This is a genomic window from Bacillus sp. LL01 (assembly GCF_001037965.1).
In genome coordinates, this window is sequence record NZ_LFEL01000001.1 from 213,081 (window position 1) to 236,649 (window position 23,569).

The 23,569-nt window shown below is 40.2% G+C and carries 25 protein-coding genes; 6 read left to right on the forward strand and 19 right to left on the reverse strand.

Annotation, left to right across the window (positions count from 1 at the left end; all coding sequences use genetic code 11):
- Positions 1-90: 90 nt before the first annotated feature.
- A complete protein-coding gene (locus AB685_RS01065) occupies positions 91-1,365 on the reverse strand; it encodes a hypothetical protein (RefSeq protein ID WP_047968705.1) in 1,275 nt (424 codons plus the stop codon).
- Between the two features lie 199 nt (positions 1,366-1,564).
- Between AB685_RS01065 and AB685_RS01070 the strand changes: the two genes are divergently transcribed.
- Complete coding sequence (locus tag AB685_RS01070; protein ID WP_047968706.1) at positions 1,565-2,332, forward strand: helix-turn-helix domain-containing protein; 768 nt, start codon at positions 1,565-1,567, stop codon at positions 2,330-2,332.
- A gap of 11 nt (positions 2,333-2,343) precedes the next feature.
- On the opposite strand, the gene dat is transcribed toward AB685_RS01070, so the two are convergent.
- From dat to AB685_RS01085, 3 genes are all read right to left on the reverse strand, one after another.
- The gene (dat, locus tag AB685_RS01075; RefSeq protein WP_047968707.1) at positions 2,344-3,201 is read right to left on the reverse strand and encodes a D-amino-acid transaminase; all 858 of its coding nucleotides are present in this window, start codon (positions 3,199-3,201) and stop codon (positions 2,344-2,346) included.
- A 36-nt stretch (positions 3,202-3,237) separates the two neighbouring features.
- Positions 3,238-4,041, reverse strand: a complete 804-nt coding sequence (locus tag AB685_RS01080) for an exodeoxyribonuclease III (RefSeq protein WP_047968708.1) — start codon at positions 4,039-4,041, stop codon at positions 3,238-3,240.
- Between the two features lie 97 nt (positions 4,042-4,138).
- On the reverse strand, positions 4,139-5,041 hold the full coding sequence (locus AB685_RS01085; RefSeq protein WP_047968709.1) for a DUF899 family protein: 903 nt from the start codon (positions 5,039-5,041) through the stop codon (positions 4,139-4,141).
- Positions 5,042-5,151: 110 nt separating this feature from the next.
- Between AB685_RS01085 and AB685_RS01090 the strand changes: the two genes are divergently transcribed.
- Both AB685_RS01090 and AB685_RS01095 read left to right on the forward strand, forming a co-directional pair.
- Positions 5,152-5,439 carry a hypothetical protein gene (locus tag AB685_RS01090; RefSeq protein WP_047968710.1) on the forward strand — a complete coding sequence of 96 codons (288 nt, stop codon included), beginning with the start codon at positions 5,152-5,154 and terminating at the stop codon, positions 5,437-5,439.
- 362 nt (positions 5,440-5,801) lie between these two features.
- Positions 5,802-6,140, forward strand: a complete 339-nt coding sequence (locus AB685_RS01095) for a hypothetical protein (protein WP_053073688.1) — start codon at positions 5,802-5,804, stop codon at positions 6,138-6,140.
- Positions 6,141-6,329: 189 nt separating this feature from the next.
- Here AB685_RS01095 and AB685_RS01105 read toward each other — a convergent pair whose 3' ends face one another.
- The 6 genes from AB685_RS01105 to AB685_RS01130 form a co-directional block, all read right to left on the reverse strand.
- Entirely contained in the window at positions 6,330-6,644 is a 315-nt protein-coding gene (locus AB685_RS01105) for a 4Fe-4S dicluster domain-containing protein (RefSeq protein ID WP_047968712.1), read from the reverse strand.
- Positions 6,626-7,921, reverse strand: coding sequence for an FAD-dependent oxidoreductase (locus AB685_RS01110; RefSeq protein ID WP_047968713.1), 1,296 nt, complete (start codon positions 7,919-7,921; stop codon positions 6,626-6,628). The genes AB685_RS01105 and AB685_RS01110 overlap by 19 nt, the downstream gene beginning before the upstream one ends.
- A gap of 1 nt (position 7,922) precedes the next feature.
- Positions 7,923-8,945 carry an electron transfer flavoprotein subunit alpha/FixB family protein gene (locus tag AB685_RS01115; protein WP_047968714.1) on the reverse strand — a complete coding sequence of 341 codons (1,023 nt, stop codon included), beginning with the start codon at positions 8,943-8,945 and terminating at the stop codon, positions 7,923-7,925.
- On the reverse strand, positions 8,942-9,772 hold the full coding sequence (locus tag AB685_RS01120; protein ID WP_047968715.1) for an electron transfer flavoprotein subunit beta/FixA family protein: 831 nt from the start codon (positions 9,770-9,772) through the stop codon (positions 8,942-8,944). Before AB685_RS01120 ends, AB685_RS01115 begins: the two co-directional genes overlap by 4 nt.
- Positions 9,773-10,040: 268 nt before the next feature.
- On the reverse strand, positions 10,041-10,658 hold the full coding sequence (locus AB685_RS01125) for an NUDIX hydrolase (RefSeq protein ID WP_047968716.1): 618 nt from the start codon (positions 10,656-10,658) through the stop codon (positions 10,041-10,043).
- A 69-nt stretch (positions 10,659-10,727) separates the two neighbouring features.
- The gene (locus AB685_RS01130) at positions 10,728-11,606 is read right to left on the reverse strand and encodes a LysR family transcriptional regulator (RefSeq protein WP_047968717.1); all 879 of its coding nucleotides are present in this window, start codon (positions 11,604-11,606) and stop codon (positions 10,728-10,730) included.
- Positions 11,607-11,716: 110 nt separating this feature from the next.
- On the opposite strand from AB685_RS01130, the gene AB685_RS01135 reads away from it, so the two are divergent.
- Positions 11,717-12,799, forward strand: a complete 1,083-nt coding sequence (locus AB685_RS01135) for a citrate synthase/methylcitrate synthase (protein ID WP_047968718.1) — start codon at positions 11,717-11,719, stop codon at positions 12,797-12,799.
- 161 nt (positions 12,800-12,960) lie between these two features.
- Here the strand turns inward: AB685_RS01135 and AB685_RS01140 are convergent, their stop codons facing one another.
- From AB685_RS01140 to AB685_RS01155, 4 genes are all read right to left on the reverse strand, one after another.
- Positions 12,961-13,674 (reverse strand): DsbA family oxidoreductase, encoded by a 714-nt coding sequence (locus AB685_RS01140; RefSeq protein WP_047968719.1) that lies wholly within the window; start codon positions 13,672-13,674, stop codon positions 12,961-12,963.
- 91 nt (positions 13,675-13,765) lie between these two features.
- Positions 13,766-15,184, reverse strand: a complete 1,419-nt coding sequence (locus AB685_RS01145) for an NAD(P)/FAD-dependent oxidoreductase (protein WP_047968720.1) — start codon at positions 15,182-15,184, stop codon at positions 13,766-13,768.
- Between the two features lie 93 nt (positions 15,185-15,277).
- A complete protein-coding gene (locus AB685_RS01150) occupies positions 15,278-17,467 on the reverse strand; it encodes an AAA domain-containing protein (protein ID WP_047968721.1) in 2,190 nt (729 codons plus the stop codon).
- A gap of 127 nt (positions 17,468-17,594) precedes the next feature.
- Positions 17,595-17,960: a hypothetical protein gene (locus tag AB685_RS01155; RefSeq protein ID WP_047968722.1), complete on the reverse strand. Its 366-nt coding sequence runs from the start codon at positions 17,958-17,960 to the stop codon at positions 17,595-17,597.
- A 239-nt stretch (positions 17,961-18,199) separates the two neighbouring features.
- Between AB685_RS01155 and AB685_RS31615 the strand changes: the two genes are divergently transcribed.
- Positions 18,200-18,370 (forward strand): hypothetical protein, encoded by a 171-nt coding sequence (locus tag AB685_RS31615; RefSeq protein WP_168865731.1) that lies wholly within the window; start codon positions 18,200-18,202, stop codon positions 18,368-18,370.
- Positions 18,371-18,532: 162 nt separating this feature from the next.
- Positions 18,533-18,847: a hypothetical protein gene (locus tag AB685_RS01160; RefSeq protein ID WP_047968723.1), complete on the forward strand. Its 315-nt coding sequence runs from the start codon at positions 18,533-18,535 to the stop codon at positions 18,845-18,847.
- Between the two features lie 60 nt (positions 18,848-18,907).
- Here the strand turns inward: AB685_RS01160 and AB685_RS01165 are convergent, their stop codons facing one another.
- The 5 genes from AB685_RS01165 to AB685_RS01185 all read right to left on the reverse strand — a co-directional run bounded on the left by AB685_RS01165 (position 18,908) and on the right by AB685_RS01185 (position 23,548).
- Complete coding sequence (locus tag AB685_RS01165; protein WP_047968724.1) at positions 18,908-19,765, reverse strand: YihY/virulence factor BrkB family protein; 858 nt, start codon at positions 19,763-19,765, stop codon at positions 18,908-18,910.
- 81 nt (positions 19,766-19,846) lie between these two features.
- The gene (locus AB685_RS01170) at positions 19,847-20,710 is read right to left on the reverse strand and encodes a dimethylarginine dimethylaminohydrolase family protein (RefSeq protein ID WP_082153454.1); all 864 of its coding nucleotides are present in this window, start codon (positions 20,708-20,710) and stop codon (positions 19,847-19,849) included.
- Positions 20,711-21,066: 356 nt separating this feature from the next.
- Positions 21,067-21,894, reverse strand: coding sequence for a CAP domain-containing protein (locus tag AB685_RS01175; protein WP_047968725.1), 828 nt, complete (start codon positions 21,892-21,894; stop codon positions 21,067-21,069).
- A gap of 99 nt (positions 21,895-21,993) precedes the next feature.
- On the reverse strand, positions 21,994-22,953 hold the full coding sequence (locus tag AB685_RS01180) for a Gfo/Idh/MocA family oxidoreductase (RefSeq protein ID WP_047968726.1): 960 nt from the start codon (positions 22,951-22,953) through the stop codon (positions 21,994-21,996).
- 73 nt (positions 22,954-23,026) lie between these two features.
- A complete protein-coding gene (locus tag AB685_RS01185; protein ID WP_047968727.1) occupies positions 23,027-23,548 on the reverse strand; it encodes a type 1 glutamine amidotransferase domain-containing protein in 522 nt (173 codons plus the stop codon).
- Positions 23,549-23,569: the final 21 nt, after the last annotated feature.

The window sequence follows — 23,569 nt, forward strand, 5'->3', positions numbered from 1 at the left end:
CCCAAAAAATATCATGTTCACTAAGATTTGTCTAGTTTTTCCTGAATGAAAAGACAGTAACCATTATAGTTACTGCCATTGTTACATTTCCTATTTTAATACCGTACTTACTCTCGGAAGATTTGTACTGAAGAATGACATACCATGCTTGAATGCAGCCAATCCATAGAGCATACTGCTCCAGTCAATTAGGGTAACTTTTGTTGGATACCAGCGGTCCGGTTGATTCAGATGCCACCAGGAGATTCGGTGCAATCCGTATTTGTATGCCGCTCTGAACTTTTCTTCTTCTTCTTTATCTTGAGGGTTTGTATACACATCGTATGGGATGTGCAGGGAATATTGTGCATAAAGATCATAGATCCCAGCTGGGTACACCGGTAAGTAGCCACCGATAATATAGGAGGAAGCTATGTTGTGTGGTGCATTATTTATTTTATCAGCATGGTATCCATCGAAAAGTCCATCATTAGGCCCTGCACCATACCCCCAGATATAGGAAGGAACATCCTCAAGCTCTTTCCATTTCATCCTGTCAGCAAGACAAGCATTCTTAAAGTACTCCAAATAGGTTTTACTCTCTGCATACTCCGGAACTAAATAATATGGAAACTGATGTACAAAAGAAGATAAAAATGCACCTGGATGGTCATTTAAAACAGCTAGTCCACGGAAATCTTCTTGAGGGAGCTCGTTTATTTTATCTTCAGCAAAATTGTTTAACCAAAGTGCCTGAATATCCTCGTCATGAGGTTTCCCTAGTAGGGCCAGGTAGGAGACCATTACATATTCGTTATAGGCCGGAAGAGGAGCGATACCTTCCCCGTCCTTAGAAATCATGTTAATGACGTCATTTTCCTTGTCTGCCACCACTATGCTCCAGTCGATGGAATATAAAAGTTGTTCTGCCATTTCCATAATCTGTGGCTCTATTTCTGCAAAATGCTTACCTGCAAAAAGTGCACCTGTTACTAAAAGGGTTGTGTCAATGGTAGAAAACTCCGAATTAAGGTTCTCTCCTGTTTCCATATCAACGAAGTGAGCAAAAAATCCGGATTTTTCGTCTCGTGCAACACGGCATCCCTCTATTTCTCCGGATACCCCTTTCAATGTTAACAACGCCTTCTTGGCTGCATGTTTGTCCCAGCCTTCCATATCAGCCACGGATAAACTGATCAGTCCTACACCTGTAGCTGCAATAGAGCAGCGAAAGTCAGGATTCTCCCCTAGTGTCATATATCCATCTGCATAAAGACCTGTTCTTTGATTGCGTGAAGCTTCAAATAGTGCATAGGAATCAAAATATTGTTGGTCAAAGAATTCTTTTACTTTGGCCGGTAAGGTTTCATAAACGTTGGTTGGCATATTATCTTGCTCCTTTCATCTTATGTATTCTAAAGAACTTGTATATTTCATTGCTAGTCATTTACTATTTTATCTCACAAAAATACGTATCAAGGTAAAGATGATATAATTAATCATACAAAATTAAATAGAAAGTGAAAATAGATAAAACTATAATAGTTGTATGATTCATCGAATATAATAAAAGGGAGAGAATTTGATGTCCATCATCCATGGAGTTTTTTACGATATTTCTCCTCATTGGAATGTAGAAAAAGCAAAAGGTTTGGATACGCTTGTTTATGTTACAGAAGGAAAAGTGCATTATCAAGTGGAGGACCGCCCTATTGAATTGTCGAAGGGGAATCTTCTGTTCATTCCATCCACTAAAGTCCGAGCTTGGGAAAATGATAAAAAAGAGAGTCATCGGAAATACACAATTGTCTTTGAAAAGGACGACACGAGTGAACAAGGTTTTGTCGGAGGTGAAGTCTTTCTATTCAAACCTAGAAAATCTGCCTATTATGAACAGAGGCTTACCTTCTTGAACGACCAATGGCTAAGTAAAAGAACTTTTTACGAGGAATTGTCTCAAAACATTCTGTTGGAACTTTTAATTATGATTGCTCAAGAGAAAGCTGAATGGCATACATCACCTGTCAAGGAGACTTCCGTCCGTGAGATGCAAGAGTATATCCTGCAGAATTATCACAGAAACATCACAATAGAAGAATTGGCATCGATTTCCAGGGTTACACCAAATTATGTCACAGTTTTATTTAAAGAAGTGATCGGTATCACCCCTATCCAATACCTTCATCAGACTAGGATCAATAACGCTTGGAACCTGATTAGTACAACCAGCATGACCATAAAGGAAATTGCTGAATACCTTGGTTATTGTGATCAGTCCTATTTTAATCGGATGTTTAAGAAATGGATGGGTGTACCACCTTCTCAAGTGAAAAAGACACAAGAAAAAGCATAGAGCGAAACACTCTATGCTTTTTCAACAGTTTTGACTTCTGATTTAACTACGGTGCGGAAAGCTTCCTGGAACTTTAGTGTATAAGGACCCGGCTTCCCTTGGGAAAATGTAACATCATCAATTTTAACTATGGGCATGACTTCGCTGGTCGTGGAGGTGAGAAATACTTCGTCAGCTTCCATCAGAGCCTCTTGGGTGAATGACTCTGTTTTATACTCCCATCCGTTCTTATCCAAGATTTCAATCAGTTTGGTCCTCGTAATCCCGTTCAAAATTTTGTTATTGGCAGGATGGGTATACAAAGTACCGTCTTTCACAATGAAAATGTTAGAGGAAGAGCCTTCTGTTACCACACCATCTCTTACAAGAATGGCTTCAAATGCTCCAGCCTCGTGGGCTTTTTGCTTCACCATTATATTATATAAAAGGTTTAAACTTTTTATATCGCAGCGGAGCCAACGCAGATCCTCTGCCGTAATTACTTCAACCCCCTTGGATTGATATGCTTGCACGCTTTTATAAGGTAATGGATAGGCAACAAGCTGTGGCTTTAAAGAATGTTCATATTGATGCGCCCTTTGTGATACGCCTCTTGTAATTTGGAGGTACAGACCTCCATTGATCATACTATTTGCTTTAATAAGCTCAATTAGCCTAGTACTAAGCTGTTCCGGCTCTTCGTTTATTTCCATACCTATTTCTGTCGCACTTCTATATAAACGTGTAATATGCTCTTTTAGGGTAAAAGGGACACCTTCATAGATGTTGACTACTTCATATACCCCATCCCCAAATTGATAACCCCGGTCTTCAATATCCACTTTTGCTTGATTTCTCTCAATAATCTCATCATTCACCAATACTTTCATTATTCAGTACCTCCAGATGTGTTATTTAAAATCTGTTTAACACCGCTGTTGATTTCCACCTTTAACTTTACCTATCCCTTTATTTAAAAATAGAACAATAGGACAATGGTCGCTCCCCATAATAAGAGAATGTATCTCCGCGTCCTTCAACGAATTACGTAAACCTTGGGAGACGATAAAGTAATCGATGCGCCAACCGATATTTCTTTCTCGGACCTTATTCATATAGGACCACCATGTGTAATTGTCCGTCAAATCGGGATAGAAGTGTCGGAATGCATCTGTAAAGCCTTCTCCAAGCAATCTCGTCATTTTCCCTCTTTCTTCCTCTGTGAAGCCGGAATTATTGCGGTTGGATTTAGGGTTCTTCAAATCAATTTCTGAATGGGCCACGTTCAGATCACCGCATACAATGACCGGTTTCACCTGGTCCAACATTTTTATGTAAGCTAAGAACCGGTCCTCCCAATCAAGCCTGAACGGTAATCTCGCTAGGTCGCGCTGGGAGTTTGGTGTGTACACGTTCACCAGGAAGAAATTCTCGTATTCAAGTGTAAGAATCCTTCCCTCAGGTTCACATTCTTCCGCCTTTTCCTGATCCAATCCATAACAAACTTGTAGTGGTTTTATTTTGGTAAAGACAGCTGTCCCTGAATACCCTTTTTTAATCGCATAATTCCAGTATTGATGATAACCGGGAAGTTCCAATTCAATTTGACCTTCCTGGAGTTTCGTTTCCTGTATGCAAAATATATCCGCATCCATTTCGTTAAAATAATCCATGAATCCTTTCTTTACACAAGCTCTGATTCCATTCACATTCCAAGATATCAATTTCATAGGTGTAAATAATCTCCTTCTAAACTATTATTATATTTAGCCCAGTATATCAAAAAGAATCGCTTCTCATAAAGAAAAGCGATTCCAATTCGGGTCATTATACTTGGAATAGATGAAATTTTAATCCATAAGGGTCTTTTACCATCAGACTCTTCTCGCTAAACTCCTTTGTAAAAGTGCAGTTATTTGCGATTAAGGCTTCCTTTGCAACTGCAATATCTTCTACAGCGAATTCGAAAAATACGGAATTATCATCTTTATTATGATTCTCTATATAAATGTTCGTCCCATTAATTGTAAATAGCGTTTCAGAATCTGTACTTTTTTCAGGCTTCATCCCTAGAACCCTATGATAAAATTCAATCGCATTCTCGTAATCTTTCACTTGTATCGCTATGTTATTTGTCAGCTGGTAAGGCGAACGCTCATTGATTTTCTTGCTTGGTTTATAATCTTCATATCCTGATGGAAGTAGATCGAATAACGGCCATACAGAGCAAAAATCATCTCCTGGTCCGAAAAATGCACTTGCATGACGGTATATGTTTCCTTTATCATTTTTTGTAAAGACGGTAACACCAGGATAATAGCCCCCATTTACAACAAATCCCATGTCTTCTTTAAAAGTCGTTTCTTTTGTGGAAACAACCGGGAAAACCCAACTTCTTTCTGCTGCGAAGTTCTCCTGCACTTCAGGTTGATCCGGAGTCGATACGACAAAGGCCGCTTTTCTGCGTATATGATGGTACACACTGTTAAATCCATCAGCCCACATGGTGCAATAAGAACAGCTTTTCCCCATATTGTGGACCATGAACAATTCATCTTTATCTTCAAACAACTCTGCTAAGCTTACCGTTCCATTTTGAAAAGAAGAGAAGACATAATTATCGACCTCCTCTTTATCTATGTTTCGTTTCAATTCAGCTAATTGCTTTTTCTTTTCCTGGATTTCCTTTTCCAACTGTTGGATGTCTGCCAACACTTCGGTCTGGTTCATTATGACCACTCCTTTTCATATAGAAGAAATTTGTCAAAAACATACACTGTTCTTTACCATGGATATCATTTATGATGTTAATAATATTATGTACGGTCGGGAGGGATGGGATGTATTCATATAAAATATTTTCGATGTTTACTATTTTCCTAATGACTTCGCTTTTTCACCTGTACGATTCCACTCCCAATAATATTCTAGCTATCTATGAGAAATCCTTTTATTTTGAAATGGAAAATGGTTCTCTCGATGAAAAGCCAGATGATGAAGGCGAATCTGGGTCAGTGTTAAACAGCATTCCATACAGTACCGCCCTCTTGTCCCGTATTCCGGAACAACCTGATAATAAATTACAATTTCATCTTGTGACTGTTTTTTATCAGGGGAGCTATATTTGACCCGTTGGTGATCTACCTCATTCCTATTAAAAAAATGAAGGAGGTATTGGATCATGTTATGGGTTCGCATAATAGCCATCTGCTTTTTTTCATTCACTTCTATCAGTCTCTTGTTATTTCAAGGAATTGAATTTGTTAAAGCATTCAGTGATTTTTTTCATCAAAGATAAACAAAGGTATGAAAAAGTCGAGTCCAAGTGGATTCGACTTTTTCACTTTCTGCAAATAAAATTTTCTAAAAATACAAAATATTTTAGTTGTTCCTTCATATAATAATACAACTACTACTAGGGACGGTTCTTCCGCTTCCTTGGTTTACACTAGGGAAGCGGAAGAACCGTCCCTACAAAGGAGAGATGTTTATGAGAGAGGCTCCTAATTACGGAGAATTTTACCCGAAGTCATTGGTGCCGATCAACAAAGATGATCTCGTTATTTTTCTGGAAAAAGTGACGGACTTTGATTGCTGTGATAATTACAGTCACTGGTTGATTGCATTAGAGGGTAGGGCAATGGGGAACGGAGACGAATACTACCATTGGCAGGTTGTTGTCTTTCCTGCAGAAATCGGTGGTGGCTTTGATTATAAGCACCCACTCTATGTATCTTCGTTCTTCCTATCCATCGATGAAGCGATTGATTACACTTCAGAAGTGGAACGGATCGCAAGTGACGGTCAGCTTTATACCATTGCTGGATAATTTGTCATCATCTTGAAAAAGAAAAACGCCATGTTTTTCTTTTTGGAAGTGTTTGTGAAAGAATATACATAAGGTTTAGTGTTGAATCCCCCCTTTCTCTCCCCCCAGATCTCGAAATTCCATTTTCCCTTGAAATTTACAGCAAGACCGTTTCCAAGAAAAAAAGCCCACCGCAACAGCGATGAACTCCTATGCTAATCTGAACACTATGCCATGCCCGCCCTTAGGATACTCCCATTTGATATTTTGATGTGGACAGCCTATACGGCAGCTACCACATTCATGGCAGCCCTCATATCCGACATGCATTCGGATATTCTCCCATTTGTAGATTTCCGCAGGGCAAAAGATGGTACATATCTTATCGGGACATTTGGTTAAACAGATATCTTCATCCATTACTGTGAGATGTGACTTGGTGTCAGCATTGAAACGAACAAGATATTGTTTCTCTTCAATTGATTGCCCCTTCTTTTGTTCACTCATTACTTCATCACCTTCCATGCCCGGTAAGCGTCTCGAGCTAGTTTGAGTTTTTCTTTCGGTGAGCCCAGGTCCTTCCAAATCTTTTTCTGTTTCTCCCACTTGGACTTACCATCAACCGTAAACATTTGACTTGCTGCCCGGTTGACCATCGGGATGTACTGGTCGAAGTACTGAGGAAACTTATTAAAATGATGAGTGGAATCCTTGTACTTCTTCATATCCTGGCCAACAAAACTCTTCATCAAGTTCACCCTGTATTGATCCAAGGTTCGTTCGGAAAAATCCTCTACTGACATCGCTTCAAGAATGGTTGCAGCAGCCAGTCTACCTGAAGTCATTGCAAGGTTTGACCCTTCGCGGTGTATCGCATTTACCAGCTGGGCGGCATCCCCGACCACCAATACCCCATCAGCTACAATGCGCCCCATCGATTTGAGTCCACCCTCAGGAATGAGATGGGCCAGGTACTCAACCGGTTCCCCGCCAGCAAGATACGGCCGGACCATCGGATGTGTCTTCACATATTCCAACAGCTCATATGGTCTTATTTTATGCTCAATTAATCCAGATAGAAGTGTTCCTACCCCAATACTTAAGGTGTCTTTATTGGTGTACAGAAAACCGGTACCTAGAATGCCTTTAGTCGCATCTCCCAAAAGTTCAATCGTACATCCTTGATTCTTTTCTAGGTTAAAACGGTCTTCTATCACTTTGCTATCCAGTTTGATAATTTCCATCGTGGCAAGGGCCACTTCATCAGGGCGGTATTCTTTATGGAAGCCAAGCGATTTCCCTAGAAGGGAGTTTACTCCGTCGGCAAGAACGACTACGTCTGCATAGACCTCCCCGTCGGGCCGATCTGTCCTTACCCCCACCACTTTCCCGTCTTCCACGATACATTCCAGAACGACTGTTTCATTGACAAGTAAAGCCCCTTGTTCCACCGCTTTCCCCGCAAACCACTGATCAAATTTCGCCCGCAGGACAGTAAAATTATTAAAAGGTTCCTGTGCCCACTCTAGACCCTTATAGCCGAACGTGACAGCTGACTCTTTGTCCATCATCATGAAACGCTGCTCGACAATCGGCCTTTCAAGGGGGGCTTCCTTATGGAATTCCGGAATGATATCTTCCATCATTTTTCGGTACAATACTCCACCCATCACGTTTTTGGAGCCCGGGTACTCTCCTCTTTCCAATAGAAGGACCTTGGCACCACCTTTAGCAAGTTCATAGGCACATGATATACCCGCCGGACCCGCACCAACTACGATACAATCAAATTTCTCAGACATATTAGACCTCGACCTCCTCTCCATGTAAAGCTTTATTAAACTCCTTCACAAGCAATGGGACAACTTCGAATGCGTCCCCGACAATGCCATAATGGCAGGATTGAAAGATAGCCGCCTCCGGGTCCTTGTTGATTGCAATAATTAATCCGGAGTTTTTCATTCCCACGATATGCTGGATGGCACCAGATATACCTATCGCAAAATAGATCTTTGGCGTTACGGTGACTCCTGTTTGTCCGACCTGATGATGGTGTCCTACCCATCCGGCCTCGACTACATCACGGCTTGCACCTACAACCCCGCCGAGGGCTGCTGCTAGTTGATGGACAAGTTCAAATCCCTGTGCGCTGCCAAGCCCCTTCCCGCCTGCCACCACGATGTCTGCTTCATCAATCCTGATTTTTTTTGTCGCCTCTCTAACAATCTTCAATACTTTCGTACGCATATCTTCTTCTTTTATATTAATCTGCTCTTCTATCAGTCTGCCTGAACGCCCATCTACCGGCGGGAGTGCCTTCATCACTTTTGGTCGTACAGTCGCCATCTGCGGTCGATATTTTTTACACAGGATGGTCGCCATGATGTTGCCCCCGAATGCCGGACGGCTAGCTAAAAGTAAACCCGTATCCTCTTCTACATCTAATTCTGTCGTGTCTGCTGTTAATCCGGTTGGAAGGTCCGTTGCCACCGCACTTGCAAGATCCTTCCCTGTTGAGGTCGCACCGTACAGAATAATCTCCGGCTTGTACTTTTCACTGCAGTGAAGCAATGCCTTCATAAAAGATTCTGTTCGATAGAGCTTGAAGATTGGCTGATCATATACATATACCGTATTCGCTCCATATTCGAAAACAGTTGCGGCAATCTCTGTCACATTTTCCCCAATAAGTACGCCGGCAAGCTCTACTCCTCGTTTATCAGCAAGCTTGCGCCCCGCCCCAAGCAGCTCCAATGAAACTGGTGCAATCTTCCCTTCATTTTCCTCAATGAAAACCCAGACACCGCTATAATCTTCGAAACTCACTTAGATCCCCTCATTTCTGCAAACAGTTCTTTCTTTTCAAGCAACACGGAAAGCAGCTGTTGCACCTGTTCTTCAGGACTACCTTCCATCAGTTTTCCCCCTTCTGGTTTAGGAGGTGCCCATACTTTAGCCACGATAGTTGGTGATCCTTTCAAGCCTAATTGTTTCCGATCAATATCCTCCAAATCATTGACAGACCAGATATGTGGTTGGTATCGTGCAGCCTTCAACATATTTGGAAACGAGGAATAAGGAACTTCGTTTATTTCCTTTTCGACGGAAAGCAAACAAGGTAATGTAGTCCTGATGATTTCATACCCGTCCTCAATTTTTCTATGAACAACCATACAGCTTTCCTCTTTCTGGATTTCGACGACTTTGTTTACAGAAGTTAAGGGTGGAATATCAAGTCGCCGAGCAATACCGGGCCCAACTTGTCCCGTATCGCCATCAATGGTCATTTTTCCGCAGATGATCATATCAATCGGCCTGATTTCGCTGATTTTGTTGATAGCCTTTGTCAGAGCATAACTGGTTGCCAATGTATCTGCCCCGGCAAAGGCCCTGTCGGATATCATATACCCCTCATCCGCCCCAATCTCGATGCATTTTCGAATGGCTTTCACCGCTGGAGGTGGCCCCATTGTAACAACGGAAACGGTTCCTCCGTATTTATTTTTTAGCCGTACAGCCTCTTCTACCGCATGGGCATCATACGGATTTAATATTGCCGGTGCACTGGAACGGTCCATCGTATTGGTTTTCGGGTTCATCTTGATTACTTTAGTATCTGGTACTTGCTTTATACAGGCAACAATATGAAGCAAATCTATTCCCTCCTGCCCCTTTATCTATTTGGTGAATATGTTCAGGGTGATTAATGTATATTCGTCCCACTACTATTACTATATAAAGTAGATTGAGAGAAAATACCGGTTTTTCTAGATTTGTTGACAAGCTGAAGCAAAAGAAAAACATTACTCCTCATTTGGGGAGTAATGTTAGACTGGTGACGAATCTTTATATAACCGTTGTTCTGAGCTTCAGGTGCTTCGCTTTCCACGGGAGTTCCTTTATTCTGCTAGCGTATCACTATTAATCTACCTGTACTTCTGTTTCTGGGTTCTCATAGTGATGGAACATCTGCAAAATTTGGGATTCAGTATTTCTATCAATTGAAAGGGTGGGTAGCTCGTTCTTATGAAAAAAAGCGACATTGGATGTCTCCATTCCAGAACGAGCTCCGCCTCCGATAATTTCGCAAGCGATAAATATTTTATAAACATGATAAGGAGAAGGTGGGTGTGGATGACACTTCTTGTCCAAGACGGCAAGTAACTTCTTGGCTTTCACATGAAACCCGGATTCCTCATAAACTTCCTTGACTGCAACTTCCTTTGGAGAGAACCCAATATCTCCCCATCCACCTGGAAGTGACCAACTGTCATCTTGCCGTTCCTTTACAAGCAGTATTCTGCCCTCTTGAAATACAACCGCTCGATTATCAACCTTTGGAGTTTGGTATCCCGTTTCATTGGCAAACAAGTCTTTAATTCTTGTTTTGTCTTCGCCTGTCTGTTCTGACATCATTTCAACACTCATACTTCTTAGTTGTTCAAACCGCTCTATATCATAGATGTCCTTGGAATAGGTTAATCCTGCCTGTGCTATTGCTTGAATTTGTTTTGCCCAATCCAACCATTTATCTGTCATATTATTACTCCCTTCTTTTAAACCATAAACCTACTTCTCTATTATTATTGATATACCTTCATAAATTGGTCATATTCTGTATTGTGATAAAAACCTCAAAAACTCCTTCTGTATCGAATGCTCATATTTCAACAGTGCGTAAGTCTTTGTATCGGGTAGACTTATCGACCGGCACTCCACTTCGAGAAGCCTTCCTTCTAGCAGTTCACGCCTCACTGTTGATTTAGGTAGAATGGATACCCCCAGTCCTTCTATAATAAATCTCTTGGTAATATGAGTCTGTGAAACCTTCATCATTTTCGTGTAAGGATACTTTGCCTTAATCTGCTGACATAATTCATCCCAATAACCGGGATGATTGTGAGTCAACAAGGTATGATGATGAAATATTTCCTCTTCCTCTATAGGAGCTCCCGCCTCAAGATCGAATCCATCATGAGGAACAACAAAAACCAGGGGGTCATCATATAAAGATCGGCAGTTCAAGTCCGTTTTTTTGTTTGGAAGACATGATAATCCGATATCCACTTCCTCTAGTTCAACTGCCTGTTCAATTTTGATAGATTCTATAATTTTAACAGAAATTTCTATATTCGGATGTGATTGAAGGAATTGTTTTAGCACAAATGGCAAAATGGTATCAGCAATCAATGGCGAAATGCCGATTGTGAGCTGTGATGTGAACCCCTGCTGAAAGGAATGTAACTCGGATATTCCCTCTTCATAAAGGGATAGCAATTTTTTTGCATGTTTCATGTATCTTCTCCCTGCCTCGGTTAACATCACTTTTCTTCCATCTCGAACAAACAGGTCGGCACCCACTTCCTTTTCCAATTGCTTGATATGTACAGTCACTGTTGGTTGTGAAATATATAAAAGTTCTGAAGTCTTCCTGAAATTATTATTTTCTGCAGCTACAACAAACGTTTTCAGCCAATTAAGCTCCATCTAATCCCACCTCTAATTAATATTATTAATCAATCTAATTCGTAATCTTTAATATTCATAATCACTGTTATTTTATAAAATATAGCTAATAAAAGAAAGGATGATTATGGATGAATGTACAAAAAGGGTTAAAGGGTGTCACTGCTGCTGAAACAAGTATTGCTGAAGTAGATGGATCGCATGGCCGTTTGATTTATCGGGGATATGAGATAAGAGACATTGCGACTACTTATTCTTTCGAAGAGATTGCTCATCTCTTATGGTTCGGTGAACTGCCTACTGGTAGACACTTAGAGAAATTTAAATCTAATTTCGCTTCATGTAGGAGTCTCTCCTCAACGATGGAAAAAGTCTTATTAGCTCTCCCGGAAGATATGGATATGATGAGTGTGGTGAGAACAGTAATTTCAAGTGCCGAGGACCAATCCATGAAGTGGAAACCGACTGTTGAAGAAGCTATCAAACTGACAGCAGTTGTCCCTACAATCATTTCTTATCGAAAGAGGATTTTAGAAGGAAAAGAAGTTATCACACCTATCGAAAATTATAGTCATGCTGAAAATTATCTTTATATGTTAAATGGAAAAACAGCAAATCCTGAACACATCCGCGCATTGGAAACCTACATGATACTGACGATGGAACATGGAATGAATGCGTCAACCTTCTCCGCCAGGGTAACTGCTTCCACCGAATCGGACCTTGTATCTGCGGTAACTTCTGCAATGGGAACGATGAAAGGACCGCTACATGGTGGCGCTCCTTCTGAGGTAATACTATTATTAAATGAATTAAGTGAAGTAAAGGACAAGAAAACCTACTTGCGTGAGAAAATCCTTGCTGGCGAGAAGTTGATGGGATTTGGGCATCGGGTGTACAAGACTCATGATCCTCGCTCCATTGCGCTAAAGAAAACGTTATCGAGTCTTGTGGGAAAAGATGTATGGTTGGATTTGGCCTTAGAGGTAGAGAGTGATGCTATAGAAGTGCTGGAAGAGCTCAAGCCTGGTAGAGGGCTTTATACGAATGTAGAATTTTATGCTGCAGCCATCATGAAAGCGATCAATATGGATGCATCCCTCTTCACGCCAACCTTTACAGCAAGTCGAATGGTCGGCTGGACCGCGCATGTACTTGAGCAGGCAGAGGATAATGTGATTTATCGTCCGTTGTCGAGGTATGTGGGGAAATAAGTGGTTTTGGTAGAGGCGCCTTTTACATATGGCGCCTTCATTACTTCAAGTAGTGTTTACATAATAATATTATAAGATACATAATCGGTCATGAAGACACTTTCATCAGAAAAAAACCAGAACCTCATTAAACTGGTTCTGGCCCTCATACGTATTCCTCATTACTCACAGCAATCATCCGAGCAGTAAGATGTTTCACTACTATTCTTCGACTCAAAATTTTGCAGCTTCGGTTTTTCATTTTCCTCTTCCCACACTTTGTACAAAGCTTCTGCGAACACTTCCGGTGGCTGAGCTCCAGATATGGCATATTTGCTGTTCAATACAAAAAAGGGAACTCCCTGAACACCAATCTCTTTTGCTTCCCTTTGATCGAACCGGACATCTTTTTCATAAGCATCCCCAGCTAAGACTTTTTCCACTTCCGAAGCATCCAAGCCAAGACTTACACCTAATTCCTTTAAATAGCTTTTATCGCCAATATGCTTAGATTCAGTAAAGTGAGCTTTCAGAAGCTTTTCTGTCACTTCTTTCGCTTTGCCTTGAGTTTCCGCATATTTCGCTAAGCGATGTGCATCAAAAGTGTTGGTTGGAATGGATTTATCAAAATGGAACTGCAATCCGACTTCTGTCGCCTGTTTTGCAACCCCTGCACTCATTCGTTTCGCCTCTTCAACAGGCATTCCGTATTTTTTGGCAAGTATTTCATATATGGTCAAATCAGTATCACGCTTTGCATTAGCGTCTAATTCAAAGCTCTTAAATTCAATATCAATTTTATCTTTATGTGGGAAATCTTCCAATGCTTTTTCCAATCTTCTTTTTCCGATATAGCAGAATGGACAAACATAATCAGACCAGATTTCTATTTTCATCGTTGCACCTCTTTTCCTGTACTAGTATTTATTATCATATCATAATGTGCGAAAAAGCTCTTACAATATGCATAGTAACTAAAGAGAGGGCCTACCTGAACCACTTGATATACTTCTTCAATAAATTTGGGAGTATTCCCTCAAAAAACTTCTCCCGCCAGTAAAGATCTGCTGTTCGTTGCACGGCTGCAGCATGGTTCGGGTATGGGTGCATCACCATGGATAGGTCGCCGATCCGTTTGCCGAATTGAACAGCGGCGACCACTTCCTGCATCCAGTCCCCGGCACCTTTACCGATAGCATGGGCCCCGATGATTTTCCCTTTTTTATCTGTCACCAGTTTCACAAAACCGGCTGTTGAATTTGCCGTTACAAAACGGTCCACTTCAGTTAAATCCATTTTGTAGACTTTATAGCTTAAACCGTTCTCGTTAGCTTCCTGTTCCGTCAATCCCATATGGAATATTTCAGGAGAAGAATACGTTACCCAAGGAGTTTGAGAATAGTCTACTTTTCGCCGCAAACCAAACACAGCATTTTGTACAACAAGCTTTCCTTCCATACCGGCAACATGTGTAAAAGGATAGCTGCCGTTTACATCTCCTACCGCATAAACTGTAGGAATAGAGGTCTGCAATTGTTTGTTCACCTTGATGTAACCCTTTTCGTCCGTTTCCACTCTGATACGATCTAGTGCTAGATAGTCGGTATTCGGTACTCTCCCAGCGGCTACAAGAATGGCGTCCGTTTGGATAGTTATTACTTCTTTTCCAACCTGTACTGCCGCAACTTTGTTTCCTTCCTTTATGTAAACCTCCAGCAGATGTGCTTCTTTATGAATGTGAAGTTCTTCTGAAAGTACGTTTTCGGCAAAATGAATAATATCTTGATCCTCTTTTACGAGAATGTTTTCCGATCTCTGCAACACCGTCACATTACTGCCCAACCGGGAAAATGCTTGTGCAAGCTCGATCCCTATTGGCCCTGCACCTAATACTAATAATCGACCAGGCAATTCATCTATATTAAAAATGGTTTTATTGGTAAAAAAGCCGGCTTCCTTCAAACCTGGAATATCCGGGATAAATGGTCGCGATCCCGTGGCCAGGACTATTCTTTTGCCAGATACTATTTTCTCTCCATCGTTAATCGCAACCTCATTTTTGGTAAGAAATGAACCATACCCTTGAATTACATCCACTCCCATTTTCCGGAAACGTTCGACATCATCGTGTTCTTGTATCGTTGCAATTACGTCTTTGACTCGTTGTTGCACTTTTTTAAAATACCTGTCATAATCAGGGCGAAAACCTAAGGTAACTGCTTGATGCAACTTATTAGCTTCCTCAATCAGTGTCTTGGAAGGAACACATCCATAGTGTAGGCAGTCTCCGCCAGGTTGGACCTCTTTTTCAATCAGTGCAACCTTAGCACCAAGTGAAGATGCACCTGCTGCTACCGTTAGACCTCCCGACCCTCCGCCTACCACAATTAAATCGTACTCAAACATCGCGATTAACCCCCACTTCTATTATCATGATGATACCTAAAACAGGGTAGTTCTTCCAATGAAACAGGTGAATGGATGTGCAGATTGGACAGCCTATAATCCCAGTTGATGGATAAGCTCCCTGCATAAAGCCGGAGAATCAACCCTCACACTTACATAGGGAGGCTTAGTATTTCGGGTTGCTTCTACTGGTACCCCTAGCCAAAGAACTCGGTTGTCTATCATGATAAAAGGAAAGGATATTCCCTCTGATATTCTCGAAACCCTCTTCTTCAGCTTGCTCAATGTGTTTTCCCATTCCTGCGGGAGATTGGCCTGATCCGGTGTTCCCAATATAATAGAGGTTTTTGAATCTTTAATATCCTTCCAAACTCTTTCCTTTTTTCTTGCATGCAGCCATTGAACACGGGGGTGCTGATGCTTAATCCAGGCTCCTATTTCATGTGGATGCATGTGATATTGGGAATTTTCCTGAAAATCAACAAGTTTTCTAATCATTTTATTTGCAGATACCTTCCTCTTGATAAATTGACTGTCACAAACATGAATAAACTTTCCTTTTGTTCTTGTAACCGCAACGTTCAATAGGCGCTCGCTATCTTTACCTACTAATAACATACCGGGTCTCTCAAGGGGATAGCTATCCACCGAGTCGAAAATGATGACATCCCGCTCACTCCCTTGGAAGCGATGAACCGTAGCCGCCATGATATCAGCAGAGTTTTTTTCTAAATGATACAAATCTTCCAGCAATATATCCATCCACTGTGCCTGAGCACGATATGGGGAAATATAACCTATCGAACGTGCCCCATTTAAATATGCTTCGTGAATAAGTTGGAACGATTGTAGCAGATGCCAAAGGTTGATTCTGGATCTGCTGCTCTTATCGATGAAAGCATGCTCCCCGGTATCATTGGTACTAAGAAGAATTGAAGCTTTTTTAGGAAATGGATGCTGTTTGGAAACATCAATCCTGGCCTTTAAGACACTCGGATGATCTCCAACCAGAGAATGATACATATATTTGTTCGTAAAGGCAGATATGTCGGGGTGCATTCTCCGTTGCTCTTTTAACAAAAATAAATGGGGGTGCAGGCCTGATGAATGAATATTGTCTGCCACTCCCGTACGGTGAAAAACATCCTCTGTCAACCATTTTTCCACTAATTCATTTCTGGCAGATGCGATGGGTGGAAGTTGTTTAAAATCACCACAAATAATAATATTTTTTGCCATGGACGCCGCAAATGCAGCTTGTGGGACATAGGCCATACTAGCTTCGTCCAATATAATCACATCATACTCTTTTTCATATATGGCAGGATCCATCGCTGCTTTGGCCAGAGTGGTTCCAATAATAAATGCATCCTGCAAAAAGTCCATTTCCTTCTGTCGGATCTTCTCCAAAATTCTCGCAACCTTCGTTTCAAGCTTCAGTAATTTTTCAGAATCCCGCTTACTGAAAGAATTGGATAAATCCGATTTCAGGTGTTTTCTTTCGTCCATTACTTTATCTCTTTCCTCTGCAAGCACGGGATCACGGTTTTGGAGTAGCTGTGAGGAGGTGATGGCAGGAAGGTTTGCTAACAGTTCACTATTATGCGAACCGTACCTAAGCACATCTCCTTCATTGTAACGTTTCTGTTTGGAAAGAAAGGTTGAAATTTCTCGCATAAGTACGTCTACGGATTGATTACTGTGAGAAAGTATTAAAACCTTTTTCTTTTTGAAATATTTATTGGCAGCAACCCTGGCAAGCGTGTACGTTTTTCCTGTTCCGGGAGGGCCCCATACAAAGGTGACAGGATTGTATTTAGAGCGGAGAATCAATTCATGGACATTGCTTTTAATGATATTGGTTGGATGCTTTGTCATCATATCGGGATTCATCAGTTTATTGATGCGAGATCTCTTTTTCTTACTTTCTTTAATTTCATCCAGCCGTTGGATAAGCTGATCCAACAGCTCCCAAGGATCATGAAAGAGGTATGCTTCTGTGATGATGTCCCCAAGCGATTCTTTAAAAGAAATGATGACGTTTTTTCCTTCTGAAGAAAGGATCTGCCCTTCTATTTTTATTCCTCCCCATTCCATTTTCACCAAAGAACCGACAGGAATTCGAACAGAAGAATATGTATCAAAAAAATACGTAAAGGTTTTATTTTTTGTCACAAGGTGCCCGTTCTTGATAAGGTACTTCGTGCTTCCGTATTTCTTTAAATGCTGTATCTCCGCCTGCAAAGCTTTTTTCCATTCTTTAATATAATATGAAGTCTTCATTTCATTTCCTCAAATCATTTCTTTTTCAATTTTTTCATCTCATTAAACAATTCACTTTATCAGAACAAAATAAAAAAGCCAAGAAACTAACAACCGAGTTGCTGAATCCTGGCTTTTTCCAATCCGTTTATTTATAAAAACTTACAACGTTCTTTAACACCTTTTTATCCTGTTTACTTACTTTTTTCGGTTTGATGGGAGAAACGGCAGTCTTATCAGCATTTTCCAGGGTGGAAATTTCCAAATAGAAAGGATTGGAGCTTTTATCTCCATCCAGATACCCTTTAAGTATTTTCACTTTAGTGGTAGAACCTTTCAATAGCTCTTCATAGTCCCATGTAATATTATTTTTGTAGGTTTTATCCATTCTTTCTTTTAATCCAAGTGCTTCTGATACAGCATCCTCTGCAGTTCCCAGGAAAGTATCAGATCTTTTTAATCCTCTTTTTTTGATTCCGTCTCCTGCTTTAGCTTGGAACAATAGACATGACATATAGGTCATCCTCTCTGTGTGTCGGCTTCAGACCTTTAGACGGTTAATCTTAACACCAGGATACCAAAGGAACTTACCTTCTCTCTATAGTGTAACCCCTCAAACCAGTTTCTACCACTATTTTTTATAATTATACGTTAGGAATGAAAAATATATTTACGGTTTAAGTGGGAATGTAGTCGTATTTATGAGATAATGAAAGAATGATTAGAAATTTCAAATGGAAAGAAGGAACCTAAATGAAACAAAAAAACAAGTTCCAAGACAATGAAAAAGTCATTTTGAAAAGCACTGGCGAGGAAGTTACCATCTTAAAATTCAACTACGTCCCCAATTTAAAAAGATACTCCTACACTATAAAAGAAAATCCTAAAACTTTTTATTTCGAAGAAGAGATCAAACATAGTTAATTCTTTTTCACACCATAAATGATGTTACATTAAGAAACCTCGCGCATCCTGCCCTGGTTTCTTTTTTGTTATCTTTAACGCTAAACGGGTATTGTTTATAAAGGCTCTTTTCTCAAAGATTATTGCTATAGCCTTTATAAATTACCCTTTGGAGGCATGATCATGATATTAGTATATGTAAGTATTGGCATTTTCGTTGTTGCAGCAGGATTAATGATTTTTTCTTTTATCAGTTTTAAGAAAAAAACACAGCCGACTTTTTCATTTTTTAGCTCTGTAGGAGAACGTATCCAAGAAGAAAATAACGCTATACAAGAACAAGTAGAACAAATGAAGAACAAACAAGAGGACATCAAAAATGATATGGATTGGAAGAAATCGGTTTTCACTTTTACACTGGCTGAACTAAAAAAGCTTCCAAACACTTTTAAGAGCAGCTCTAAACAAGAGCTAAAAGAATACAAACGTGGTATGTAGTAAGATTTTACAAACAAAAACCCGACCATTTCTGATCGGGTTTTTGTTTGTGATCTTTTTTTACAGGGCAGTAAACTTTTCATCATGATAATTTATATCCGTTCGTAGTCTATCTTTATGATAAATCGCATTAATTTCTCCGCCTATTACAAGGGCAAGTCCAGTCAGATATAGCCAAAGCATCAGAATGATCACCCCACCGAGGCTTCCGTAAGTGGCAGAGTAATTTCCGAAATTGCTTACGTAAAATGAAAACCCAATGGAAACCAGTTGCCAGATAACTGTTGCGACTATTGCACCGGGGAGAAGCTCCTTGAACGTTTTGTCAACATCTGGTGCAATCCTGTAGAGCGTAGTAATAATGGTGAAAATAACGAAAAACGCAATGATGAACCTAAGCACATTAAGAATGATTGCCGTGCTTCCAGGAATATTGATAATATCTTCAAGTTGACTGATGATGATTCCCCCAAATACCGGAAGGAAAAAGGCAATCAGGAATGCGACTATCAAACCGATGGTAAGACCGATGGAGAGTAATCTTACAAGGTAGAAAGGTCTGGATTCTTCAACGTTAAAGGCTTGATTCATGGCGCGGATAAAGGCGTTCATCCCATTAGATGCTGACCAGATGGTCCCTAGAATTCCGACTGTCAATAGTCCTCGATTGGGTTTATTGACAAATTCATTTATGTTCTCCTCAAAAATAGATACTGTCTCTGGGGGCATCAGAGTTTGAAGGAATTCTATGACTCTTTGTGGATCAATGTTTAAATACGGGACAATGGAGAGTGCCAAAACCAGTAAGGGAAATACCGACAGCATATAATAATATGCTTGTTCTGCCGCTAGTCCTGTTGCTCTGTCTTTTTTCATTTCATTGCCAAGTCTTTTTAAAAATTGAAAAAGACGACCCATAGTTTTCCCTCCCTTACTGCTAAAATAGATGATTATACTGTTATATAACGATGCGCTTTTTTTGTTTTACGCACTAGCTAATTATTTTCTTATTAATGGTAATGTACAGCATCTGAAGGATCCACCGGACTTGATGATTTCGGAAATATCCACTTCCAAGACCTCATATCCTCTTCTTCTAAGCTGCTCATTAACATTGGTGTTACATGGTAGGCTGAATATCTTTTTATTACCTATAGAAAGCACATTGGTCCCCATCGTGAATTGTTCGTCCTTTGATACTTCAATCAATTCATATCGATTGGATAAAAAGTCGATTTCTTCTTTTTTCAGTGCTGGAGAGAATATCAACGCTTCAGTTGGGGAAATCACATTGAATACACAGTCCAAGTGTAGGTACGATTTGTCGATAGGAATAGGATACACAGTATGTTCGGGAAGTGCATCTCTAAATCTACCCAGACCTTCATGGCTTGTTCGGCCACTAATTCCAACATAGACAATATCCCGATCAATCATCACGTCCCCACCCTCTATACTATGGCCGGATAACGGAGTATAAGAAGCATGATTTTCGTCTAACCATGATTTGAGAACATCTTCTTCTCCAGACCTGATATCACTTCCCATATGAGATACAAAAACGTGGTCTCCCAAAGTGAAACCGATATCGCGGGTGAATACCTGTTCAGGAAATTGTTCGGAAGGTGGCAGACTGTAGACATCAATTCCATGGGAAAGCATCGTTTGGGTGAATGACCGATGTTGTTTGGTTGCAAGTGTCTCATCGATATTATCCTCTACATAATGTTTCTGGGTCTCGTTTATTACCTCGCTGATACTCATATGCGTTGGTGGACAAACAACCACCTTCTTCAATTCACCGAATTCACTTGTACATGTATGTTTTATTGCAAGATTGGCTGGTTCTAAATTTATCGTCACTTCAAAATCCTCCGATCAACTTATATGTATGTTCTATGAAGTGTATTCCCCTCACCAATAAATGCTTAAACCTTTTATAAAATAAAAAGGCTCTTTTCTCAAAGATTGTTGCTATTCGCTTGTAAAAAGTCGGGAATTGGACTTTTTACCAAGAAAAATCGGCCTTTGGATTTTTCACAGTGTATCTACTTTCAAAATATCATGCAATCTCTCCGAATAACCAGGAAAAGAGCACGACAGCAACAATTATTACTGTCGTTGTAAAATACGAAATAGCAACAAAGTTTACGAAAACAGCCAAAAAAAAAAGCAAATCTAATTTTTAGAAACTAGATTTGCTTTTTATTTTAAATTAGTTATTTTCCGATAAACATTTGTGTCCAATAGTTGCCTTCTTCTACATAACCGACACCGATATGGGTGAATTCACCATTTAGAATATTTTTACGATGGCCTTCACTGTTCATCCAAGCTTGAACGACTTCTTCGGGAGAACGTTGACCCATTGCAATGTTCTCACCTGCTGTATTATAAGAGATACCGTAGTCTCTCATCATATCAAATGGAGAACCGTGTGTTGGGCTAGTATGTGAAAAGTAGTTGTTAGTTTGCATATCCTTCGATTTGTCACGTGCAACATTGCTTAAAGATGCATCTGCTTTCAGGTCTGAAAGGCCGTTCTTACGGCGTTCTGCATTCGTGAGTTCGATGACTTTCATCTCTGTTTCAGAAATACCTTCTGTTGACTCTTCTGTTTGCTGCTGATTATCATCTGCCGGTTCTTCTGAAGGTTGGTTTTCTGGAGGTGCAGCTTGTTCATTTTGTGGTGCTTGACCTTGCTCAGGCTGACCTTGTGGTGCTTCCTGTTGGAATTTGTAGATGGCAAAAGGTCCTTGCTCCTGGAACTTTTCAACATGCGGGAACTTTTCACTTGGTATGGAAGTACTGAAAGAGTTTTGATCAATCGTTAAATATCCATTATTAATTTCTTGGACATCGGCACTTTGACCTTTTCCTCTTGCATCATTTCTGACATGTGTTATTCCGTTCTCGTTACCGAAACCATTATCATCGAATGCGGTATTATTTGAACCCATATTATCGTTGCCCGTGTTGTTGTTACAACCGACCATCAGAGATAATGCAAAGGCGGTAGTTGTCATGATTTTAATAATTTTTTTCATGGTACATCTCCTTTTCATCATTAATACTTCTTTAGTTTTGCTTATTTGATTGAAAGTATTATTGGTAAAATTGATGAAAAAGAGATATTTTTGGAAATGTTATTGTTTGATTATTTTCTCCAGCACTCGTTGGACCTGTAGACCTTGGTCAAATCCAATTACTTGGCCTTCTTGATTGTTTAATTTTTTCACAAATTCTTCAACTAATGAGATGCTTGAATGTTCCAAATTGGAATCATTCAGTTCTGTCCACTCTTCACCTTTTCTTGCAATTCTCACTTGTCTCCAGTTGATTAAAGACAAGCTTTGTTTTGAACCGTGAATCGTAAAGGCGATTTCTTCTTTTTCTGCCTGACCTACGAGTCCATCAATTAGTACTTGAATTCCATTACTTAGCTTCAATGTGGCAATGACGCCTCGTTCGCTAAGGTCAGGGTTTTCCGGATAGTCGACTAAACTGGAAACTTCACTTACCTGTCCAAAAAAATGTAGAACCATTTGTAGATAATGAGGAGAGATCTCCCTGATGAATCCACCCTGCAATCGGCTATTTATCCAGTTTGTTTGTTGCCAAGGTCTTGGCCATTGATCGAAATGCATTCTTAAAGTTATACGTCTTATTTCACCGAATTCATCTGCATTCAGTTGTTTTTCAATGGTGGCAAATGCTTTTTCATAAACAAGCGGAAAATGCATGGCGTGTATCAGTCCGGATGTCTTGGCAGCTGATAGCATCTCTTGTGCTTCTTGCTCGGAATTTGCCAATGGCTTTTCACATAGCACATGTTTATTGTTTTGAAATGCTGCCATTACCACCTCATAATGGACAGCAGGTGGAACTGCAACATAAACAAAATCGATTTCCTCTATTCGTAATAGTTCATTGTAGTCTGTAAAACAATGTGGACCTCCACATTCTTGTGCTGTCTTTTGGGCCAATTCTTCATTAAAATCACATAAAGCAATAATTAAAATGTTTGAGGACTTTTTAAATTCTGAAATCAACCGCTGACCGACTACCCCTAACCCAACAATTCCTACTTTATATACCTTTTTCATAATTCTTCTCCCCCTTAAGAAAAGACAGCCTTCTAGATGAAAGCTGCCTGCCTTGCTTTTATAATCGTATCATCTAATCAGCCAAGACACGGATGAATTCTCTCATATAGTCGGGAAGGTCTGGTGGTCTGCGGCTGGACACGATGTTGCCATCCACGATCACCGCTTCATCTACCCACTCTGCACCTGCATTCATCATGTCATCTTTAATTCCTGGAGTACTTGTTACTTTCTTTCCATGGAGAATGTTTGCGGAAATGAGTACCCAGCCGGCATGACAGATCTGTCCTATTGGTTTTTGTTGATCATTCATTGTCCGAACCATGGATAAAATGTCTTCATACCTTCTAAGCTTATCAGGAGACCAGCCTCCCGGAACCAATATGGCGTCAAAATCATTTGGATCGGCATCATGGAAAGAAATATCGGATTGAATGGGAACACCATATTTTCCTATATAAGTAGTGTCCGCCTTTTCACCCGCAATAATAACTTCTGCCCCTTCTTCGCGCAATCTCAAAACGGGGTACCATAGCTCCAAATCTTCAAAATCATCGCTAACCAATTGAATCACTTTTTTGTTATGTAATGTCAATGAAAAACCCTCCTCCACAAA